This window comes from Streptosporangium sp. NPDC002721 (assembly GCF_042888905.1).
GTDB lineage: Bacteria > Actinomycetota > Actinomycetes > Streptosporangiales > Streptosporangiaceae > Streptosporangium.
This window is the reverse complement of sequence record NZ_JBIAQI010000021.1, coordinates 28,664-47,180: the sequence shown is the minus strand read 5'-3', so window position 1 is coordinate 47,180 and position 18,517 is coordinate 28,664. Positions and strand designations below refer to the sequence as shown.

The 18,517-nt window shown below is 69.0% G+C and carries 21 protein-coding genes; 9 read left to right on the top strand and 12 right to left on the bottom strand.

Translation table 11 applies throughout. The features are described 5' to 3' along the window. Positions 1–27 precede the first annotated feature (27 nt). The 5 genes from ACFYWM_RS28610 to ACFYWM_RS28590 all read right to left on the bottom strand — a co-directional run bounded on the left by ACFYWM_RS28610 (position 28) and on the right by ACFYWM_RS28590 (position 4,216). Positions 28–726: an alpha/beta hydrolase gene (locus ACFYWM_RS28610; protein ID WP_389919532.1), complete on the bottom strand. Its 699-nt coding sequence runs from the start codon at positions 724–726 to the stop codon at positions 28–30. 56 nt (positions 727–782) lie between these two features. After that, positions 783–1,028 carry an alpha/beta hydrolase gene (locus ACFYWM_RS28605; protein WP_389919872.1) on the bottom strand — a complete coding sequence of 82 codons (246 nt, stop codon included), beginning with the start codon at positions 1,026–1,028 and terminating at the stop codon, positions 783–785. Continuing rightward, on the bottom strand, positions 967–2,841 hold the full coding sequence (locus ACFYWM_RS28600; RefSeq protein WP_389919529.1) for an alpha/beta fold hydrolase: 1,875 nt from the start codon (positions 2,839–2,841) through the stop codon (positions 967–969). Before ACFYWM_RS28600 ends, ACFYWM_RS28605 begins: the two co-directional genes overlap by 62 nt. Positions 2,842–2,995: 154 nt before the next feature. Further along, positions 2,996–3,892, bottom strand: coding sequence for a DUF5996 family protein (locus tag ACFYWM_RS28595; RefSeq protein ID WP_389919527.1), 897 nt, complete (start codon positions 3,890–3,892; stop codon positions 2,996–2,998). Positions 3,893–3,895: 3 nt separating this feature from the next. Further along, the gene (locus ACFYWM_RS28590; RefSeq protein WP_389919525.1) at positions 3,896–4,216 is read right to left on the bottom strand and encodes an alpha/beta fold hydrolase; all 321 of its coding nucleotides are present in this window, start codon (positions 4,214–4,216) and stop codon (positions 3,896–3,898) included. Between the two features lie 285 nt (positions 4,217–4,501). On the opposite strand from ACFYWM_RS28590, the gene ACFYWM_RS28585 reads away from it, so the two are divergent. Then, positions 4,502–5,845 (top strand): alpha/beta hydrolase, encoded by a 1,344-nt coding sequence (locus ACFYWM_RS28585; RefSeq protein ID WP_389919523.1) that lies wholly within the window; start codon positions 4,502–4,504, stop codon positions 5,843–5,845. A 107-nt stretch (positions 5,846–5,952) separates the two neighbouring features. Here the strand turns inward: ACFYWM_RS28585 and ACFYWM_RS28580 are convergent, their stop codons facing one another. From ACFYWM_RS28580 to ACFYWM_RS28565, 4 genes are all read right to left on the bottom strand, one after another. After that, positions 5,953–6,186 (bottom strand): hypothetical protein, encoded by a 234-nt coding sequence (locus ACFYWM_RS28580; protein WP_389919521.1) that lies wholly within the window; start codon positions 6,184–6,186, stop codon positions 5,953–5,955. 573 nt (positions 6,187–6,759) lie between these two features. Further along, the gene (locus tag ACFYWM_RS28575) at positions 6,760–7,341 is read right to left on the bottom strand and encodes a TIGR03086 family metal-binding protein (protein WP_389919519.1); all 582 of its coding nucleotides are present in this window, start codon (positions 7,339–7,341) and stop codon (positions 6,760–6,762) included. Positions 7,342–7,546: 205 nt separating this feature from the next. Then, complete coding sequence (locus tag ACFYWM_RS28570) at positions 7,547–8,215, bottom strand: NADPH-dependent F420 reductase (RefSeq protein WP_389919516.1); 669 nt, start codon at positions 8,213–8,215, stop codon at positions 7,547–7,549. Continuing rightward, the gene (locus ACFYWM_RS28565; protein ID WP_389919514.1) at positions 8,212–9,282 is read right to left on the bottom strand and encodes an LLM class flavin-dependent oxidoreductase; all 1,071 of its coding nucleotides are present in this window, start codon (positions 9,280–9,282) and stop codon (positions 8,212–8,214) included. The genes ACFYWM_RS28570 and ACFYWM_RS28565 overlap by 4 nt, the downstream gene beginning before the upstream one ends. Positions 9,283–9,377: 95 nt before the next feature. Here ACFYWM_RS28565 and ACFYWM_RS28560 point away from each other — a divergent pair, with 95 nt between their 5' ends. The 4 genes from ACFYWM_RS28560 (at position 9,378) to ACFYWM_RS28545 (ending at position 11,949) form a co-directional block, all read left to right on the top strand. After that, the gene (locus tag ACFYWM_RS28560) at positions 9,378–9,878 is read left to right on the top strand and encodes a MarR family winged helix-turn-helix transcriptional regulator (RefSeq protein WP_389919511.1); all 501 of its coding nucleotides are present in this window, start codon (positions 9,378–9,380) and stop codon (positions 9,876–9,878) included. Then, complete coding sequence (locus ACFYWM_RS28555) at positions 9,875–10,120, top strand: hypothetical protein (RefSeq protein WP_389919509.1); 246 nt, start codon at positions 9,875–9,877, stop codon at positions 10,118–10,120. The genes ACFYWM_RS28560 and ACFYWM_RS28555 overlap by 4 nt, the downstream gene beginning before the upstream one ends. A gap of 312 nt (positions 10,121–10,432) precedes the next feature. Continuing rightward, positions 10,433–10,789, top strand: a complete 357-nt coding sequence (locus tag ACFYWM_RS28550; RefSeq protein WP_389919506.1) for a hypothetical protein — start codon at positions 10,433–10,435, stop codon at positions 10,787–10,789. Positions 10,790–11,190: 401 nt separating this feature from the next. Then, a complete protein-coding gene (locus ACFYWM_RS28545) occupies positions 11,191–11,949 on the top strand; it encodes a MerR family transcriptional regulator (protein ID WP_389919503.1) in 759 nt (252 codons plus the stop codon). Positions 11,950–12,177: 228 nt separating this feature from the next. Here ACFYWM_RS28545 and ACFYWM_RS28540 read toward each other — a convergent pair whose 3' ends face one another. Next, positions 12,178–12,828, bottom strand: a complete 651-nt coding sequence (locus ACFYWM_RS28540; RefSeq protein WP_389919501.1) for a TetR/AcrR family transcriptional regulator — start codon at positions 12,826–12,828, stop codon at positions 12,178–12,180. Between the two features lie 115 nt (positions 12,829–12,943). On the opposite strand from ACFYWM_RS28540, the gene ACFYWM_RS28535 reads away from it, so the two are divergent. Then, positions 12,944–13,909 carry an alpha/beta hydrolase family protein gene (locus ACFYWM_RS28535; protein WP_389919499.1) on the top strand — a complete coding sequence of 322 codons (966 nt, stop codon included), beginning with the start codon at positions 12,944–12,946 and terminating at the stop codon, positions 13,907–13,909. A 43-nt stretch (positions 13,910–13,952) separates the two neighbouring features. Here ACFYWM_RS28535 and ACFYWM_RS28530 read toward each other — a convergent pair whose 3' ends face one another. After that, complete coding sequence (locus tag ACFYWM_RS28530) at positions 13,953–14,231, bottom strand: LysR family transcriptional regulator (protein WP_389919869.1); 279 nt, start codon at positions 14,229–14,231, stop codon at positions 13,953–13,955. A 244-nt stretch (positions 14,232–14,475) separates the two neighbouring features. On the opposite strand from ACFYWM_RS28530, the gene ACFYWM_RS28525 reads away from it, so the two are divergent. From ACFYWM_RS28525 to ACFYWM_RS28515, 3 genes are all read left to right on the top strand, one after another. Continuing rightward, entirely contained in the window at positions 14,476–14,676 is a 201-nt protein-coding gene (locus tag ACFYWM_RS28525) for a hypothetical protein (RefSeq protein ID WP_389919497.1), read from the top strand. 255 nt (positions 14,677–14,931) lie between these two features. Further along, the gene (locus ACFYWM_RS28520) at positions 14,932–15,810 is read left to right on the top strand and encodes a CPBP family intramembrane glutamic endopeptidase (protein ID WP_389919494.1); all 879 of its coding nucleotides are present in this window, start codon (positions 14,932–14,934) and stop codon (positions 15,808–15,810) included. Positions 15,811–16,108: 298 nt separating this feature from the next. After that, positions 16,109–17,059 (top strand): CPBP family intramembrane glutamic endopeptidase, encoded by a 951-nt coding sequence (locus tag ACFYWM_RS28515; RefSeq protein WP_389919491.1) that lies wholly within the window; start codon positions 16,109–16,111, stop codon positions 17,057–17,059. Between the two features lie 272 nt (positions 17,060–17,331). Here ACFYWM_RS28515 and ACFYWM_RS28510 read toward each other — a convergent pair whose 3' ends face one another. Further along, positions 17,332–18,393 carry a site-specific integrase gene (locus tag ACFYWM_RS28510; RefSeq protein WP_389919488.1) on the bottom strand — a complete coding sequence of 354 codons (1,062 nt, stop codon included), beginning with the start codon at positions 18,391–18,393 and terminating at the stop codon, positions 17,332–17,334. Positions 18,394–18,517: the final 124 nt, after the last annotated feature.

Here is an 18,517-nt window from a genome sequence, read left to right as displayed (position 1 = left end):
CGCACCGACGCGCAAGGTGGCACCGGGTCAAGGGCGGTTGCGGACTTCTCGAGCGGGCGTCATCCGCTGCCGGTCGGTGAGAGCCTCGCGAAGGGCGGCCCGTGAGTTGATGCCCGGCTTTCGAGGCGGCCGAGCACCGGAAAGCGCAGTCCCGAGCGGAACCTGCGGCTCCGGTGCCGTCGTCGGCCTCAGCGGCTCCAGGGGCCCCCGCCCCGTTCGGCCTCCGCGAGGACCTCGGCCAGCTCCGCCGGGCGGGACAGGAAGGCGGAGTGGGGGCTGTCCAGCGTGCGCGGGGTCGGCGACCAGCACCCGGTCAAAGGAGTGGTCACTCGCGGCGAGTTCGGCCACGGACGCGGTGACAGGGACGTACGCGCTGAGATAGACGAGGTGGGCGAACAACTCGGGAGCGAGCTCGGCGGCGGCGGTCGCGATCACGCCACCGAGGCTGTGCGCGACGACGACGCAGGGCTCGCCGTTCCCGGCCAGCCGGATCCGGTCGACGAGCGCCTCGGCGGCATCGCGCACGCTGACGCTGGCGACCGGCGAGAGCTCGGTGGCCAGCGCCGCCGGATCGAAGGGCCGCGCCGAGCGGGCGAACGGCGGCCGGCCGTTCAAGCCGTGCCCCGCGAGGTCCACCCCGACCGACGGTATGCCACGAGCGGCCAGGTGAGGCGTGACCGACGCCCAGCACCAGCTGCCGTGCCACGCGCCGTGAACGAGAATCATCGGTCGCATGCTGCCCCCTGAGTTCGTCATCAACACAACACCGCCTTTCCGCCGGCTCAGACCGAACATTCCGGCATCGGCTCCGGCAGCTTGAGATCGATCAGATAGTCAGCGGCGATCTTGTCGACACACGTGTTGACCCCGCCGGAGACAACCGTGTGCCCCTCACCCTTCACGGTCAGCAAAGCGCTGCCGAGGGTCTCGGCGAGTTTGACGCCGCCTGCGTGCGGGGTCGTCGGGTCACCGGTGATCGAGATGACGAGCGTCTTCGGAAGGCCTTGAACGTTCTGGGCGTACGGAATGCCGAGAGTCGGCGGCGCCGGCCAGAACTCGCGTCCGTCCCGGGCGCCCCGCCCGACGTCGCCGCCCGGGTTCATGAAGGGAGCGACCTCGAACGCCCGGGCGCGCAACCGGGCGACGTCCTGCGGAGTGCAACCGGGCGACGTCCTGCGGGGTGAGGCGCCGCTCGTCCATGCAGTTGATCGCGAAGAGGGCCTCGGTCACGTTGCCGTTCACCGCGTTGTCGGCCGCACCGCCGCCGAGGTCCTGCACCAGACGCATCAGACTGTCGCCGCGCCCTTGCCGCACCTCGTTCAGGCCGCGCACGACGGTGGGCCACAGCGTCGGGCTGTACAGTCCCGCCATCACACCGCCGACGGCCCCGTCGAAGTCGAGTTCCTGGCCCAGCGCGGGTACGGGCTTGTCCCGCAGCGGCTGCACGAGCGCCTGGAATCTCGAGGTCCAGGCCTTCGGGTCGGTCCCCAGCGGACACGAGGCGTCCTTGGCGCAGGTGGCCGCCATCACCTCGAACGCTCGCTGGAACCCGCCGTAGGCGGCGAGTCGCCGCTCGATCGTGCCCAGCCCCGGATCGAACGCGCCGTCGAGGATCATCGCCCGCACCCGCTGCGGGAACTGCTCGGCGTAGACCGAGCCGAGCCGGGTGCCGTAGCTCTGGCCGAGCAGGGTCAGCTTCTCGTCGCCCAGAACGGCTCGCAGAACGTCCATGTCGCGAGCGGTCGTGCGGGTGCCCATCGAAGCCAGCCCCTTCGCGCCCCCGGATCCCTCGGCGCAGCGGTCGAACACCGCGCGGGTGTCCTCCTCCGTCAGATCGACGGTCAAGGTCAACGTGGGGAACACCTCGTCCCCCCGCGTCGCGCCTTTCTCCGAATAGCAGTCGGCAGCCGGCTTGGTGGCACCGACACCGCGCGGGTCGAAGCCGACGATGTCGAAGGCTTCGGAGATGCGGCTCTTGGCCAGCCCCCGGCTCACGGCCAGCCCGCCCAACACGCCGGAGCCGCCCGGGCCGCCCGGGTTGAAGACCACCGAGCCCTTCGACTCCCCCCGCGCCTTGACGCGCAGGACCGCGACGGACGCGGTGGCGCCCTTCGGGTCGTCGTAGTCCAGCGGAACCGACAACCGTGCGCACTGGGCCTTGGGGTCCGCGAGAATCTCCGCTTCCCGTTTACTGGTGGCGAACTCGGCGCAGCCCGACCAGTCCAGCTTCTGAGAATAGAATTTCGTCAGGTCAGCCGCTGACGAACTGGCGGCCGGCAGGGGCTGGCTCTCCCCCGCCGTCGCTTCCGTCACGATCTCGGTGCCGCGCGACGGCGAAGTCGACCCCGGCGTCACGGCGGCGCTGCCGATACCGCCGTCCTCCGGATCTCCGAGGGCGTTCTTCCGGGCGATCGCCGGCCCGCGGCTGTACGCGTGCTCGATCAGAAGGCAGAGGTGTGCGACGGTGTCCTGGACGTCGATCAGCCCTTCGGACCGGTCGAACGCGTCCAGGTTGTCCGGCTCGACGGCCTGGTAACCGGCGTCCGCGCAGCCGTCGATCCAGCCGTTCACGACACTCGCGACGGCCCGTCGCTTGGCGTCGGTGGTGATGTCGAGCAGGATCTCCCGCCAATCGCCGTCGACGACCTCCTCGCCCTGCGCGTTCTTCGGCGTCAGGCCGCGGTTGCGCCAGTCCTGCACCTCCGAGGCGATCGGCTGGGTCTGGAAAGCGTTGACGTAGCAGATGTCGTAGGGGTCGGGGTCGGCCTCGTCCTGCCTGTCCCGGCTGACGGCCTTGGCGGCCGGATTGTCGCAGGCGCCGCCGATCCGGTGATCGAACACCGCGTTCGGGGTGGGCGGCGAGACCGCCCCTGCGCACCGTCTACACATTCGTCGACAACGGCAGCGCTCCGGCCCGGCCCGGCAGCGACGGCGGCGGGCAGGGCTCGGCGGCCGGCGTCGCGTCCCCTGAGCCCCCGTCCAGGGGACGCGACGGTCACGCCTCCACGGCCGAGCGGTCCCAGGCGGCCAGGTCGGCGGCGGCACCGTATGTTGCGCGGAGGAAGTCGAGGAGTGTCGCGTCGGGATCGGCTGACTCGGCCACCTTCTCGTACGGAAGCACACACTCCTGCAGGGTCTTGTCGAAGTACGCCTCCGTGCGCTCCCGGTAGCCCGGAGGTTCCGGATACGCGTACGCATAGAAGGCGCCTTCCTCACCACCGCCCGGCCAGAAACCGAAGCTGGCCAGCTCGTGCGAGTAGCCCTCGTGCATGACCCACGGCGGGCAGTTGGGCACGCCGCCCGGGTGTTGCGGGGCGACCCGACCGGAGAAGCGGGTGTACGCCAGATCCATCGCACCCCAGAAGAAGTGCACCGGGCTGGCCTTTCCCACGAACTCGGAGCGGAAGCGGCTCATCACCCGCTCGGCCTGCAGCAGCTGCCGCCAGAACAGTCGTGCGGCTTCCCCGTCGTACGAGCGGTTCCGGTCGTTCTCGGCGAAGGGGATCGCGAGCTCGACCTCGTTGGGCACGGGGTGGATGCCGGGCCTCAGGCCGAGCGCGGCCAGCGCCTCGAGCGTCTCGCCGTAGAACGTCGCGACGGGCTTCGGTTCGAGAACCACATCGCGCGAGCCGCCGTCGCTGGTGCGTACGCGCAGCCGCTCGTCGACGAAGTCGAACTCGATGTCGAAGACGCCCTTGTCGTACGGCACGGCCGAGGTGGTCAGGCCGCGGGCCGTGGGATAGAGCGTGACGTGCCACCAGTGGTTGGCCGGCGGCGTGTACGCCATCCGGATCTTGCCGACGATCTGGGTCCACATGTGCAGGGTGTCGCGGGTCTCGGTCCAGTCGGCCACGCGCAGCCGGGGCCACAAGTTGGTGATCGTTCTCTCCATGGTTCAGCCGATCGATCGGGTGGCATCGAGGACGGTCTCGGCGACCGCGACCGGCTCCGACACGGGAACGGCGTGCGACGCGCCGGCGAGTTCGACGGCGGCGTCGGAGATGACCGCCCCGCCGTACGAGTGGCCGACGAGCACGACCGGCCTGTCGATCGTGCTCAGGATGCCGGAGACGACGGCGGTGTCCCCGGACAGGCCGCGCAACGGATCGGGCTCGGCGATGACCGGGTAACGGTCGTCGAGCAGGCGCTGGACGACACCGCCCCGGCTTGCGGACTCGGCGAACGCGCCGTGCACCAGAACGACGGTGGGTTTCACTTCGGTTCCTTTCATCGGGCCGGCAGGACAGGTCGCGGCTCCGGCCCAGCAGAAACCATGTTCCCCGAACAGGGTCAAGACCTTGACTGTGTTCCCGCGACATGGTGTCGCATGACACCGAATGCCGACGGACGACGCAGGAGGTTGTACATGTACCGAAAACGTGGCGCTGTGCTGATCGGGGTGATCGCCTTGCTCGGCACATCTGTCGTGGCCGGGCCGGCTGCTGTGGCCCGGCAAGCCGCACCCGAGCTGACATGGGAAGCGTGCCCGGCCGAAGTCGTGATGCCGGCGCCGGTCGCGGTGCGGTGCGCGAAGATCCCCGTACCCCTGGACTACCGCGACCCGGACGGCGAGCAGATCGAGATCATGATCTCGAAGATCGCCAGCACCAACCCGGCCAAGCGGCGCGGCATCCTGCTGCTCAACCCGGGCGGCCCGGGCGGCATCGGGATCGACCAGGGCGCCTTCCTGGTCAGCCGGGGCCTGCCGACCACCGTGTCGGATGCGTACGACCTGATCGGCATGGACACCCGGGGGGTCGGGCATTCGACGAAGATGAGCTGCGGCTTCACGCTCGAGGATCCGTACTGGGCCAACGTTCCGCCGTACGCGGCCGACGACGCCGCGGTGACCCGGCAGGCCGCGATCGCGAAGCAGGTGGCCGACAAGTGCGCCGCCACCGACAAGGACGGCCGGCTGCGGCACATCACCACGGCGAACACGGCTCGCGACCTGGATCGGGTCCGGGCGGCGCTCGGTGAGAAGAAGGCCAGTTACTACGGAGCGTCCTACGGCACGGCCCTCGGCGCGACGTACGTCTCCCTGTTCCCGAAGACCACCGATCGGATCGTCTTCGACAGCAACGTCGGCGACACCCACCTCGACCCGGCGGGCATGCGTCGGTTCGGGCTCGGCTTCGAGCAGACGTTCCCCGATTTCGCCCGTTGGGTGGCGACCCGGCACGACTCGTACGGCCTGGGTCGTACGCCGCAGCAGGTCCGCCGGACCTTCCTGCGGATCACCGAGCGGCTCGACAAGACCCCCGCGCCGGACGGTGCCGACGGCGCCGTCGTCCGGTACCTCACCTTCGCCGGCCTCTACAGCGAGTTGTCGTACGGGCGGACAGCGCGTACCTTGCAGACGTACCTCAACCCGGCCGAAGCCCCGGCGACCAGGCAAGCGGCGCCGGCGAACCCCATCGACAACGCCCTCACGGCGTTCCTCGCGACCACCTGCAACGACGTCAACTGGCCCGAGGACGTGGCGACCTACCGCCGGGCCGTCGCCGAGGACCGCAAGTCGTACTCGCTGTTCGGCGCCGCGACCGCCAACATCACGCCCTGCGCCTATTGGAAGCACGAGCCGTACGAGCCTCCGGTGAAGGTCGACGCCCAGGGCCCGGCCAACATCCTGATCCTGCAGAACCGCCACGACCCGGTGACCCCGTGGGTGGGCGGAAAGCTGCTGCGCGACAAGTTCGCCCCGCGCGCCAAGCTGGTGACCGCCGACGAGAGCGGCCACGGCGTCTTCCTCGTCCACACCAACGCCTGCGCCCTCCACATCACCACGGACTGGCTGGTCGAGGGCGAGATGCCGGCCCGCGACACCACCTGCCGGCCCAGCTGAACAACCTGCGGTGACGGGCCGGGCGGATCCATCGCCCGGCCCGTCATCCGCCCGCGGCGGGCAGCCGGGGTTCACGGATCTTGGCTGTGTCGCCGGCACACGGTTTCTCATGGTCCCCACAATTCGAAAGGGGACGACACATGGGGAACGTCGAATACCACCGCGTCCTCGCGGGGAAGCGTCGCCGCGTCGGTCGCGGCATCCTCGCGATCGTGCTCCTGCTCGGCGGCATGCTGGTTTTCAGCGTCGTGTTGTCCGTGGGCGCTGCCGCTCTGGACGACCGTGGCGGCGACGGCTCCCACACTCCGCTGACGCACGCGGTGCAGCGTGTGGTCGGACACCGATGTGCTGTGGCTGCTGGCCACCACCCTGCCGCTCACCCCGTTGCAGGCCGCGGGCGAGGAGTACGGGTTCCGCGGGCCCATCTTCCGGGTCGCCGGAAGCTGGACCCGGGGCAGCCGATCGGGTCTCGTTGTCGGCCTGATCGTGATGCCGGAGCCGCGACCGCCGCCACGCTCATCCCGGGCGCCGTCGTCCTCGTCACCGTGGTGATCGTCTGGCTCACCACTCGGCGCACCGGACCGCTGACCGTTCAGGCCGGTTCGAGCCGGACATGACGATCGAAACCGCCTGCGTCATCGGTGCGAGCTCCGCCGGGCTGCCGGCGGCGCGAACACTGGCTGACCACGCGCGACGGGTGGTGCTTCCCGAGCGGGATGTGCTCGCCCCTTGATCAGCGCTCGTATCGGATGAGCAGCGTCCGAAGGCTGTGGACCAGTGGCGCCCAGGACGACGACGGTTTTGCCGATGTAGGTCATGCCGGCCACTTTCTCCTGATCCTGCGGTTCGCCTCCGGGCTCCCCCAGGGCCGGCTCGCACCCCTGGTGCCAAGCATCCTGTGGATCGGCGGGCCCCTACCGGTGGGTTGCCGGCGACCAACCAGGGTCACGGCCGGCGAAAGCGACGACCCGTTCCACCGGAGAAGCGTCGGGCGAGACAGCGTGCTCCGGGCCGAACGCCATGCCGGGGCCGCGCCACTCGGGCTTGAGCGTCGCCCGGTAGAAGGCAAGTGCTCGCTCGCAGGTCGCCTCGTCCGGTTTCCAGGGTAGACCCGCCGCGGTGGCCATGTCCCAGCCGTGAGTGATCACCTCGATCAGCAGCATGTCCAGGACCACGGCGCCGGGAAACGCTCCACCGAGGTGAGGCACGTTCACGATGGTCGTCTCGACCCCGGCCGCCGGCGCGGATCGCAAAGTCGCCGAGAGCCGCGGGAGGACGGCTTCAAGCTGGTCGGGCCCTGAGTAGGCGTGCGGGTCCGCTGCTCGCTCCTCGGCGCCAGGGTCGCCGAAGGCGGCGTCGAAGTAGGTCAGTCCGCCGGTGAGGTGCCGCCGCAGTCGCCGCACGTCGAACCCGTCGCACGGAGTCGGCAGCGCGTACTGCTCCGCGGTGGTGTCGGCCGCTACCCGCGCCAAGTCATCGAGCAAAGTCAAAATCACGCGGGCATTCGACACCGTGTTCCGGCAACAGGGTCAAGTGCCGTCGGCGCCACCGGTCGATCCGTACGGGCTCCGGCACGTGGTGCTGGAAGTCACGCCCGGCTTCCCGATCCGGCGTCGGGCAGGGCCACCCACAACTGGACGCCGTGGAGGACCGCGGTGTCCGCGGTGGAGACCTCGGAGTGGGCGATATCGCTCACTTGGATCACTCCACGATCGGGTTGTGCACGGCCGCCTGGGTCAGAAGCCGGAGCTCGGCGGCCTGGACGTTGGCGCCGAAGGCGGCGGTGCCCGGCTCGAGTCGGACACCCTCGGCGAGAGGTCCGATAGGCACGGGGTCGAAGCCCAGGTCATCGACGAGCGCCGCGACCTCGGTGACGTCTGCCTCGCTGTCACCGGCGACCGCGATCGCCTTGCGGCCCGGTGCCCCGGCGGGCCGGCCCTCGTCCTCCAGGTCGTGGTACCCCATGTGGTTGAAGGCCTTGACGACGCGTGCACCGTCGAGGAAACGCCGCACCTCCTCGCTGGAGGAGACGCCGGGCGCGAGGAACCGCTCGCGGGGCCCGTCGACCTCCCACCAGTGGTTCATGGTGTCGACAACGAGCTTGTGGCGCAGCTCGCCGGTCGGGAGCGCGCGATACTTGCTGAGCGGGAGGGCGAGAATCACGATGTCGGCGTCCCGTACGGCTTCGGCGGACCAGACGGCGGTGGCGCCGGGCGTCAGGACCTCGATGGTGAGGGCGATCTTCGCGGGGTCCCCCGACCCCGCGACGAGTACTCGATACCCGGCGGCGAGAGCGAGGCGGGCCAGGACCGTGCCCACCTTGCCGGCCCCGAGGACGCCGATGGTGCGTACGGCCGTGCGCACCGTCATCGGGCCACCTCCAGCGTGCTGGGCTCCTCGGCGAGCAGCTCGCGCACCATCGGGATCACCTTGGTGCCGTACAGTTCGACGGCGCGCAGCCGGTCGCCGGCCGAGACGGAGCCGGCGGCGGAGTAGATCAGGTCGAAGCGCCCGACGTCGAGCGTGCGGATGGCACGGGCCATCTTGCGCGCGACGGTCTCGGGCGAACCGACGTAGAGGGAGCCGTGCTCGACGTCGGCCTCGAACTCCTCACGCCGCACAGGGGGCCAGCCGCGCAGGGCGCCGATGCGGTCGCGCATCTCCTTGTAGCCGGGCCAGAAAAGTCGCTTGGCCTCCTCGTCGGTCCGGGCGACGAAGCCGGGCGAATGCACCCCGACCGGGTAGGCGGTGGTCTCCAGCTGTTGCGTGGCGCGCTGGTACAGGTCGACGTACGGGGCGAACCGGTCGGGCGCGCCGCCGATGATCGCGAGCATGAGCCGGAACCCGTACCGCGCGGTCCGGATGACGGACTGGGGCGACCCGCCCACACCGACCCAGGTCGTCAGCCGCCCGGACTCCGTCTTGGGGAACACGTCGGCGTCCTTGAGCGCGGCGCGCGTGGTGCCCTCCCACGTGACGGGTCCCTCGTCCAGCAGCTTGTGGAACAGGTCGATCTTCTCCTCGAAGAGGATCTCGTAGTCGGCCAGGTCATACCCGAACAGCGGGAACGACTCGGTGAACGACCCGCGGCCCAGGATCACCTCGGCGCGCCCGTTCGAGAGCGCGTCGACCGTGGCGAAACGCTGGAAGACGCGCACCGGGTCGTCGGAGGACAGGACTGTCACACCCGAGGCGAGGAGGATGCGCTCGGTCCTGGTGGCGATGCCGGCCAGCACCGTCTCGGGAGTGGAGATCGAGTACTCGGGGCGGTGGTGCTCACCGAGGGCGATGACATCCACGCCGACCTGGTCGGCGAGGACCGCCTCGTCCACGACAGCGCGGATCGCCTGACCATGGGAGACGACATTTCCCTGATCGTCGCGAGGTAGGTCACCGAAGCTGTCGATACCGAACTGGACGGCGGTGCTGTCGGTCATGGGTTCGCTCCTTGGGATACGGGTCTCACCGTGATTGGGATTGACGTGTCAATCCCGTAACGTGCAGAGTTGACGTGTCTATTCCAGGAGGTGCCATGGCGGAGAAGAAGCGCCGCGCGATGCCCACGCGCGAGGAGCTGCGCATCTGGCGCAATTACATCGAGACCGCCGAAACATTGCGCACCCTCCTGGAGGGACGGCTCCAGAGCGAGTCGTCCTTGTCCTCCGCCGACTATCGAGTGCTGCTCGCACTGAACGAGGCGGATCGAAGGACGATGCGTTCCTCCGAGCTGGCCCAGCTGATCGGCTGGCAACGCAGCCGCCTGTCACACCACCTGGGGCGGATGGAGAAGCGCGGGCTCGTACGCCGAGCCCCGTGCCCCGACGACGTCCACGGCATCGACGTGCGGCTGACCGACCTCGGAGCGGAGTCGTTCCGGCACGGCTCGGTGCCGCACCTGCGTGACGTGCGCGAGCTCTTCGTCGACGCGCTCTCCCCGGAACAGCTGGTACAGGTCGACGAGTTCACCGAGGCGCTACGCCGACACCTCGACCTCGAGCCGCAGCGCGTGCATCAGGAGAAGGAAACTCCATGACCATGCAGATGGTCGGCAAGACCTGCGGATTCGGCAGGGGGTGGCTGAAGGTGAGATTCACCTTCGACTCGCCGTCGCAGGACAGCTTCGTCGTGGAGGAGGGCGGGGTCATACCGAACGGCCACGCCGAGACCGTCGCGCTCCCCACGAGCGCGTCGAGCTCGGCGATCGGTTCGGGGGCGAGTCTGTGCCTGCCGATGATGTCATCCGGCCAGGTCATGGTCTTGCTGGGGATCGCCTGACGTGCGTGATGCCCAGCCGCTCGGAGCGCGGCATGATGATCGTCTGCGCTCTTTCGCCTGGCCTACCCCGCCGTCACGAACACCTTCGCCGCACTGCGGCTGCTGCCGATGGGCGATCGGGACAAGGACGTCGAGATCCTCGCTCTTCGCCACCAGATCACCGTTCTTGAGGGGCATTTCGGCCAGATCTATAGCGCTTCGTCCTGCGCATACTGCAGGAAACCCCCGCAAACGCCTCACCATTCTTCCGAACCACGCTGCGTATGTGGGAGACGAGGCTAGAGTGGCCGAGTTCTCCAGGAAAGGATCATCATGCTCAGCATCGTCCGGCGTTCTGCCCTTGCGGGCGCGCTCGCAACGAGCCTCGCCGTGGCCACCGTCGGCTTCGCACCTCCCTCGGCCGCGGCGGCACCGCCGTACGGACTCCTCAAGCTGGTCTTCAGATGTGCCCACGTGGGGGGCGTGTCGGTCACGGTCGTGGGTCCGGGCGTCGCGAGCAGCGCGCGCGACGAAAACGGCACGCACTACTTCCGGGGCCGGCCCGGCGCCTACCGGGTGAAGCGCCTCGCGAACGGACGGATCGCACCGAAATCCAGGCTCATCCAGATCCCGAAGTTCTCGACCCGTACCGTCAATGTCTGCTCCCTCAAGTGGCCCGGGCGCCCGTGACCCCGGGCCGCCTTTCTTGCGTCGGGCCCATGCCGCGGGGCAGGATCTGCTCCGCCAGCCACGCGGCGGGGTCCACACTGTTGTTCACGGCCATCGCTCCGTGCTCCTTCGATCTTGGTTTGGCAACCTGAGGGATCACGCGACGGCCGTCCTTGTTTCACGACGCCACGCCTGTCACCTGGGAAAACTCGCGCACCACCTCCGTGGACGCAACCGCATCCGCTGTGCTAGTGTGCCCGCGAGGACCAATGGGAACACAGTGTCGAGAACTCTCCTGTGGGCTTGACTCGACGGTGGGATCACGTCGAATCCCGTGGAACCGCATCGAGATCATCGCATGGACCTCCAGGCGTCGGCCACGACACGCATCCGTGTCCGATGTGATCCAGGAAGGGACAGACATGGCCTGGAGCACCCGAGAACTCGCCGAGCTCGCCGGCACCACGGTGAACACCATCCGGCACTACCACCGGCTCGGCCTGCTCGAGGACCCGGAGCGCCGGTACAACGGATACAAGCAGTACGGCGTACCGCATCTTGTCTGCCTGCTGCGCATCCGCCGCCTTGTGGAGCTCGGGGTGCCACTGTCCGAGATCGGCGTGGCGAAGTCGAACAAGGACGTTCCCCTGGAGGTGTTGCGCCAGGTCGACGCCCAGCTCGCAGCCGAGATGGAGCGCCTGCGCAGGGCCCGCTCCGACATCGCCGTCATTCTGCGCGACGGCGTGCCGGCTGACACCCCGGCGGGCTTCGAGTCCGCCGCCGGGCACCTGTCCGCGGCCGACACCTCCCTCATCCACGTCTACACCCGGCTGTATGACGACGACGCTCTGAAAGACCTGCAGCGCATGACGGAAACCGACACCGATCCCGCCAACGCGGAGATGGACGCCCTTCCTCCGGACGCGGACGAGGCCACCCGGCAGAGCCTCGCCGAGAGACTTGCACCGCTCATCGCCCAGAAGCTCATCGACTATCCGTGGCTGAACAACCCTGCCGAGCGCCTGTCCAAGAGTGAGCACGCCACCCAGCAGACGTTCATCGACGCCGTAACCGAGCTCTACAACACCGCGCAGATCGACGTGCTCACCCGGGCCAGCATCCTCGCGCACCAGCAATTGGGCCTCGTACGGGCGGCCGAGGACGACACAAATCCCGCTTGACCCCTCCCGTCGGGCCTGCGCCCGCCCGCGAGCTCGCCGACCACAGCGCTGCCACAGCGGCGGCCGCGCAGCCGCCGTCGACCACCGGAGAACGATCGCAACACTGGCGACTGCCACGCTGGAGCGGACGGCCGGCCCTGGCGCCGCCGTTTCTCCGATCGGTGAACCGACAACTCACCGATAGTGCAGCCGCCGGATCGAGTACGACGTCCGTGATCGGTGTTCGGGTCACTGTTTGTCGCGCGGCGGGTTGAAATCGTCTTCCGGAGCGATGGTGTCCGAGCCGCGGCCGTGCCGTGCCCCGGTGAGCACCCCTGTCACCAGAAGGGCGGCCAGGCGGGCGGCGTCATAGTGGGGGTCGTTGCCGCCGCCGATGCAGAGGTTGCCGATGCCGCGCATGAGCATGTACCCCGACACTCGCCCGGTGGCCTCCGGTTCGAGCGCGGCGTCAAGCAGGGCGTCGCAGACCGGGACGAGCCGGTCGACGAAGTACTGATGCAGGGTGTTCACGCCCTCCTTGTCGGACCCGAGAGCGCCGGCGAGCCCGTGCTTGGTCACGAGGAAGTCGACGAAGCCGGCCGCCCATCGCTGGAGGGCGACCCCTGGGTCGCCGGACTCGCGCAGGAGTGAAGGGCCCGCTTCCGCCAGCGCTTCCACTTGGTGCTGATACACCGCCGTCACCAACGCGGGACGCGTGGGGAAGTGCCGGTAGATCGTCCCCATGCCCACCCCCGCACGTTCGGCGATCAGCCGCACAGGCGCGTCCACGCCGTCCGTCACGAAAACAGCGGCGGCGGCCTCCAGCAGGGTCTGTTCGTTGCGCCTGGCGTCGACGCGCTTCGCGCGGGGTGTCGAGCCGGCGGGACCGGGATTAGTCATGGGAACCTCCGTCGAGACTTGCGAAATGGAACGCTGCTCCGTATTGTTTCGGAGCGACGCTCCGCTTAAATTGTCCTCGGCGGGGGCCCCGAACGCAAAGGAAGAGTGATCTCCCATGAGCGGTACTCCCGCAACGACCGACACCCCGATCGTCCATATGCTCGACGCCGTCGTCGGTCCCGGTGCCCCAGTCGTCTCGCTCGCCCCGGTGCGTCTCGACGCGCCAGGGCGAGCGCTCCCCCTCGACGTGCGCGTCTCTGCCCCCGTGACCGGGCGGCACCTGCCGGTGCTGCTGTTCTCGCACGGCAACGGGTGGTCGCTCGACGGATACGCACCCCTGACGGCCTTCTGGGCGTCTCGCGGGTTCGTCGTCGTCCAGCCGACGCACCTGGACTCCCGTCGCGACGGCATCGGGTTCGACGACCCCGGGTTCGGCCACGTCTGGACCGAGCGGCATGCCGACCTCGTGCGAGCCATGGACCAGCTCGAGGCGATCGAACGTGCGGTGCCAGGCCTTGCCGGGCGGGTCGATCAGGACCGGGTCGTCGCGGCCGGACACTCCTGGGGCGCCCAGACCGTGCAGATGCTGCTCGGCGCCCGCGTCCTCGACAGCACGGGCAAGGCCGGCCAGGACTACGCGGACCGGCGCGTGCAGGCCGGCGTGCTGCTGGCCGCGACCGGGATCAGGGGCGAAGAGCTGCACCCGTTCGCCCAGGAGCACTTCCCGTTCATGAACCCATCGTTCACCGAGCTGACCACGCCCACGCTCGTGGTGGCCGGCGACCAGGACCAGTCGAAGATGTCCAGCCGCGGCCCGGACTGGTTCACAGACGCCTACGCCCACAGCCCGGGCGCCACCGACCTGCTGACCCTGTTCGGCGCCGAGCACTCCCTGGGCGGCATCCCGAACTGGGAAGCCGCCGAGACCACCGACGAGAACCCGGAGCGCGTCGCGGTCCTGCGGCGACTGACCACCGCCTACCTGCGCAGCGCGCTGGACCCGGCCGATACCGGATGGGCGAAGGCCACCGCGGCGCTGGCTGAGACCGGTGCGGCACTCGGCCGCATCGACAGCAAGTAGCCCCGGGCACGTAGTCCCCAGCGCGATTAGTCCGACCGGGTCGTCAGCGACTGACCTGAGCCGCATCATCCCTCGCGCGCTGCGGCGCCGTTCCCCGAGGCGGATGCGCACGGATGGCGGTAATGCGCATGTGTGTGAGGATGATCAGAGTCCGCCCCGCAGCGGTGAGCCCTGCCCGACGGCTGGAGCGCACGAACAACGGCGTGCCGAGAATCTCCTCGAGCTTACGGATCTGATGGCTCAGGGACGGCTGGGAGATGTAGAGCCGCATGGTCGCGCGGCCGAAGTGCAGCTCCTCGGCCACGGCCAGGAAGTGGCGCAGGAGGCGCGGGCCGATATCGATGGACAGATCCTATCGTCGGGCGTCGGGACAAGTCGTGGACGCCCGCCACAGCGTCGGGTCACGCCACGGGAGGGACTCCGCCCCACTCCGTCGACGCCGGTCCGGCATGCCCGGAGCCGGTCCCGGTCGGCGTGACCGAACGGCCTCCCGCACGGCCCGGCAGCTCTGAGCCTGCCCTTCGGACGCCAGCGGCGGGGTCAGCGCCGAGGCGCACGACATGGCGGTGCGCCGCATGGAGCGCGCGGGCGTCGTCCCGGTCACCTGGTTGGTCGCGTCCAGCGAGTGGCGGCGCGACTGGGCACACGAGGAGACGGCCAACCAGCTCGGGCCGATCCTCTTCGAGCACGGCGGCGCCACCGGCGTCGCGCTCGCGTGGGAGCTGCAGCTGCCGGCCACGCCAACCACCGACGGTGCCGGCGCGTAGTCCGGTCTGTCGCTGAGCTGGAGGCGGCTCCGGCGCTCGTGGCGCGCCAGGCCGCCTCCTGTCTCGGACTTGACCTGGCCCCAAGGACACGGTTTCAACTGGCTCCTCGACGGCATCGGCGTCTGACGACTCACGCCATACCGACCTCGCGTCCACCCGTTAAGAACGTCCACCCATTGAGAACGTCTACCTGTTGAGAACAGAGAGAACATGATGGAACACCCCATCACGCCTGTCGAGTACCACCGTGGGCTCGTGAGCGACAAACGCCGTATCGGGCGAGGCATCCTCGCCATCGCCCTCCTCCTCGGGGGCATGCAGATCTTCGTCTTCGCGCTCGCCATCATCGCCACCCTCATCGATTCGGCGATCGGCACCGAGGCCAGGGAGGGGTACACCCCGCTCGTCAACGCCGCGGGTGCGTTGTCCGTGGCCCTCCTGATCCCGTGGAGCATGCTGATCCAGCGCTGGCTCTACGGCGTGCGCGGCGGGTCGCTGTCCTCGGTGCTGTCGCACTTCCGCCTCGACGTCTTCGGCCGCGCCCTCGTGGTCCTCCTTCCGGTGATCGTCGTGTTCCAGGTCGTTTATTACTGGACGCCGTTGCCGCAGACGACCTGGGCATGGCACGACACCCTGCTTCTCGCCGCCACGGCACTCGCCCTGACGCCGTTCCAGGCCGCGGGCGAGGAGTACGGCTTCCGCGGTCTCATCTTCCGCGTCGTGGGCAGCTGGACGCGCAGTGCCCGCCTCGGGCTCGTGCTCGCCATCATCATCTCGAGCGTGCTCTTTGCGAGCGTCCACTTCTCCACGAGCGGGTTGCTGAACCTCTGGTACATCGTCTTCGCGGTCGGCACCGCGTGGATCACCTGGCGTACCGGCGGGCTCGAGATCGCCGTCGTGCTCCATGCGGTGTACAACGCTACGCAGTTCGTCATCGACGCCGCACTCCAGGTGGACCCGACCGTGGCTACCGACCGCTCCGCCGGCGCGATCGACCTGAGCGTCCTCATCCCTGTTCCGCTCGTCATCGGCACCGTCATCGTCGTGGCGATCCGTACTCGACGCACAGGGACGGTTCTGACGCCGAGGGCGGCGGGGGCGGCGGGGGCTCCTGCGCAGACCTCGACTGTCTAGAGATCCCCGGATGCTCCGGGAGATGCGGTAGCGAGCGGCCCAGTATTTCCTGCGGCCACACCGTTGACCGTCTGTGTTTGCCTCTACGGCAGATTTTCTACTCAAGAGCGGATCGATCGATCCCTCCTTAAGAAAGGTTGTTCATCGTGCGTACACCAGAGCCCTGTGGGCCCCAGAGCGCGGATCCCCGACCCGACCCCGCGGCACCCATCAGCCGGGCTGCAGCGGGGCAGGCACCAGTCGTCACGGGCGGCGACGGCGGATCGCGCCGGTCGGGAGCCGAACAGTGACGGGGCCCATGGAGCATGGCTACTCCGCTCCTCTTCACGCCGGTGACGCAGCCGTCACACTGCCTGGAACACTGCCCGAACGTCCGTTCGGCGTCCACTTCCGCATGGCGCGCTGGAAGTCCCTGGTCGTCCTGATCGCGATACCGGCGATGCTGCTCCTGGTCCAGATCATCGTGTTCCAACCGGTCGTCCTGATCGAAGGCCCGGCAGACCCGAACAAGCCCGCACTCACACCGCTCACGATCGTCGCCACGGGCCTCAGCACCGCCATCACCGCGTTGCTCGCGACGATACTGGTCTCGAAGATGGCGAAGGTGCCGTGGCGGGCGGTGTTCCGTCATACCCGCACCTTCGACTGGCGCCGCGCCGGGGTCTATCTCCTCGGATCTGCGGGCCTGGTCGGTCTTACGACCATCGTGACGGCACTCATCGCGCCGGGGTCCACCGGGATGGGGGAATTCAAGATGGGGGCATCCACCGTCGCCATCCTCATCGCCACTCTTCTCGCCATCCCTCTGCAGTCGGCAGGTGAGGAGATAGCCTTCCGAGGAGCGGCCATCCCCGCCGCCGGCTCCTGGTTCCGTAGCATCCGTCTCGCCATGGCGTTCGGCATCATGGTCTCCGGAGCGCTCTTCGCGGTGGTCCACGTGTCCCTGGACCCGTGGCTCGTCAGCTATCTGTTCGTCTTCTCCGCGTGCACAGCGCTCATGGGCCTGATCAGCGGCGGGCTGGAAGCCGCGATGGCATTCCACGTCTCCAACAATGTTCTCGTAGGCATCGTGAACGGCCTCTTCGCAGGCGGCGGCCCGTCGGTGATCGACCGTGCCGTCGGCTCCGGGCCCGGCGCCTCCATCATCATCCTCATGGTGATGAACGTCCTGGTCGTCGTCATGGTCTGGCTCGTGGAGCGCGCCAAGCGCTCGAACTCGACGGCGCCGACGGCGCCTGGGAACCGCTGAGAGTACTCGAGCTCCGGCCGCGCGTCCCGTACCGGGGCGCGCGGCGGCACCCGCGTTCACGAGGCCCCAGAAGTCACACGGAGGAGTACTTGGCCTCCGGGTGGTTGATCGCGCAAGTAAACGGCTGTCTTTCCGCCGACAAAGTGCCCCTCTTGTGGTCCGGCGGAGAGAGGCATTGGGCATCGGCTCACCACAGCGAAGTGGTGGAGGGCGCGGAATCCGCGTGATCGCCATCCGTGCGTTGAGTTCGAGCCTCGCCTTCGTTCCGGTGGCTACAGACCGACGCCTCGCATGGCGTTGTCGCGCCAGCGGTCGACGGCGCGGATGTAGCGCAGCACGACCGGGGAGGCCGGGGCCCAGCGGCCGTGCTTGGCGATGACGGAGACGGGAACCCCCGCGGCGTAGGCGACGGTGGCCCCACCCGCGCGCAGGCTGTGCGCGGTGAAGGTGCCGGCACCGGGTACGGCGGCGCGGACGGCGAGGTCGCGGACGATGACGTTGACAGCGTCGGCGCCGAGGCGGGGACCGAGGTTGCCGTGGCGGTCGATGCGGCGCAGCAGCCGCCCGGAGGTTTCCCCGGTCTCGGTGAGCACGGCGGTCCAGTCCCTCCAGACAGCCACCGGATCGGTCAAGGGATGGCTGCCGCGCGGAATGGCGATGGTCTCACCCCGGCTGTCCTTGTCGGTTTTGGAGGTACGGATGGTGATCTCCAACCCATCAGGAACCTCGCGAACATCGTCGCAGGTCAAAGCGACCAACTCGGAGCGGCGGCCCATCAGGGCCAGGCCCAGCACCAGCAGAAGCCGATCACGCAGACCGATGCGCGTGCTCAGATCACAGGCGCTGACCATGGCGCGCAGCGCGTCGATGCCCACCGGTGGGGCTTCACGCTGGCCACGGGTGCCGACCTCGGCGCGCGCGCGTTTGTAGGCGCGCAGCGCCAGGCGGGCCGCGTCGGTGAGGGGCTGATTGGTGTAGCCGGCCAGGCGGTGCATGGAACGCACGCAGGCGATGGCCTGCTCGATGGTGGCCGGGGCCCGATCGGCGGCGCACAGCGTCTCGACGTACTCAGCCAGCGTGTGGCCGGTGGCGGGCAGCTCCACCCGGCCGTGCTCGGCGCACCAGGCGGAGAAAGCAGCCCATTGCCGTTCATACGCACGCCGGGTGTTGGCAGGGACACCATCGGCGATGCGAGCCCGGGCCTGGTCGCTGAGCGCGTAGTCCGCCGCGGTGTACTGCCCTTCACCGGTCGCGGCCGGGGCAACCGGGCCCTCGTCCTCCATGCGAACGATCTGTCCGGTGATCGGCTCCTCACGGTGCCCGTCATGCGTCATTCGGCAGCCTCCGGAGGCCTCGTTCAGAGGGCCGTTCTGACCCGCGATAAGCAAGATTATCGCGGGTCAGGCTCAATCTCCACTACCCCTCAATATTTCGTTTTGTTGCGCACGAAAACCAATC

Bases quoted from the DNA above. Each gene is read 5' to 3' on its own strand.
- ACFYWM_RS28610 (WP_389919532.1), bottom strand. From the start codon at position 726: ATGATTCTCGTTCACGGCGCGTGGCACGGCAGCTGGTGCTGGGCGTCG.
- ACFYWM_RS28595 (WP_389919527.1), bottom strand. From the start codon at position 3,892: ATGGAGAGAACGATCACCAACTTGTGGCCCCGGCTGCGCGTGGCCGAC.
- ACFYWM_RS28585 (WP_389919523.1), top strand. From the start codon at position 4,502: ATGCCGGCGCCGGTCGCGGTGCGGTGCGCGAAGATCCCCGTACCCCTG.
- ACFYWM_RS28570 (WP_389919516.1), bottom strand. From the start codon at position 8,215: ATGACGGTGCGCACGGCCGTACGCACCATCGGCGTCCTCGGGGCCGGC.
- ACFYWM_RS28565 (WP_389919514.1), bottom strand. From the start codon at position 9,282: ATGACCGACAGCACCGCCGTCCAGTTCGGTATCGACAGCTTCGGTGAC.
- ACFYWM_RS28560 (WP_389919511.1), top strand. From the start codon at position 9,378: ATGGCGGAGAAGAAGCGCCGCGCGATGCCCACGCGCGAGGAGCTGCGC.
- ACFYWM_RS28555 (WP_389919509.1), top strand. From the start codon at position 9,875: ATGACCATGCAGATGGTCGGCAAGACCTGCGGATTCGGCAGGGGGTGG.
- ACFYWM_RS28550 (WP_389919506.1), top strand. From the start codon at position 10,433: ATGCTCAGCATCGTCCGGCGTTCTGCCCTTGCGGGCGCGCTCGCAACG.
- ACFYWM_RS28545 (WP_389919503.1), top strand. From the start codon at position 11,191: ATGGCCTGGAGCACCCGAGAACTCGCCGAGCTCGCCGGCACCACGGTG.
- ACFYWM_RS28540 (WP_389919501.1), bottom strand. From the start codon at position 12,828: ATGACTAATCCCGGTCCCGCCGGCTCGACACCCCGCGCGAAGCGCGTC.
- ACFYWM_RS28535 (WP_389919499.1), top strand. From the start codon at position 12,944: ATGAGCGGTACTCCCGCAACGACCGACACCCCGATCGTCCATATGCTC.
- ACFYWM_RS28515 (WP_389919491.1), top strand. From the start codon at position 16,109: ATGGAGCATGGCTACTCCGCTCCTCTTCACGCCGGTGACGCAGCCGTC.
- ACFYWM_RS28510 (WP_389919488.1), bottom strand. From the start codon at position 18,393: ATGACGCATGACGGGCACCGTGAGGAGCCGATCACCGGACAGATCGTT.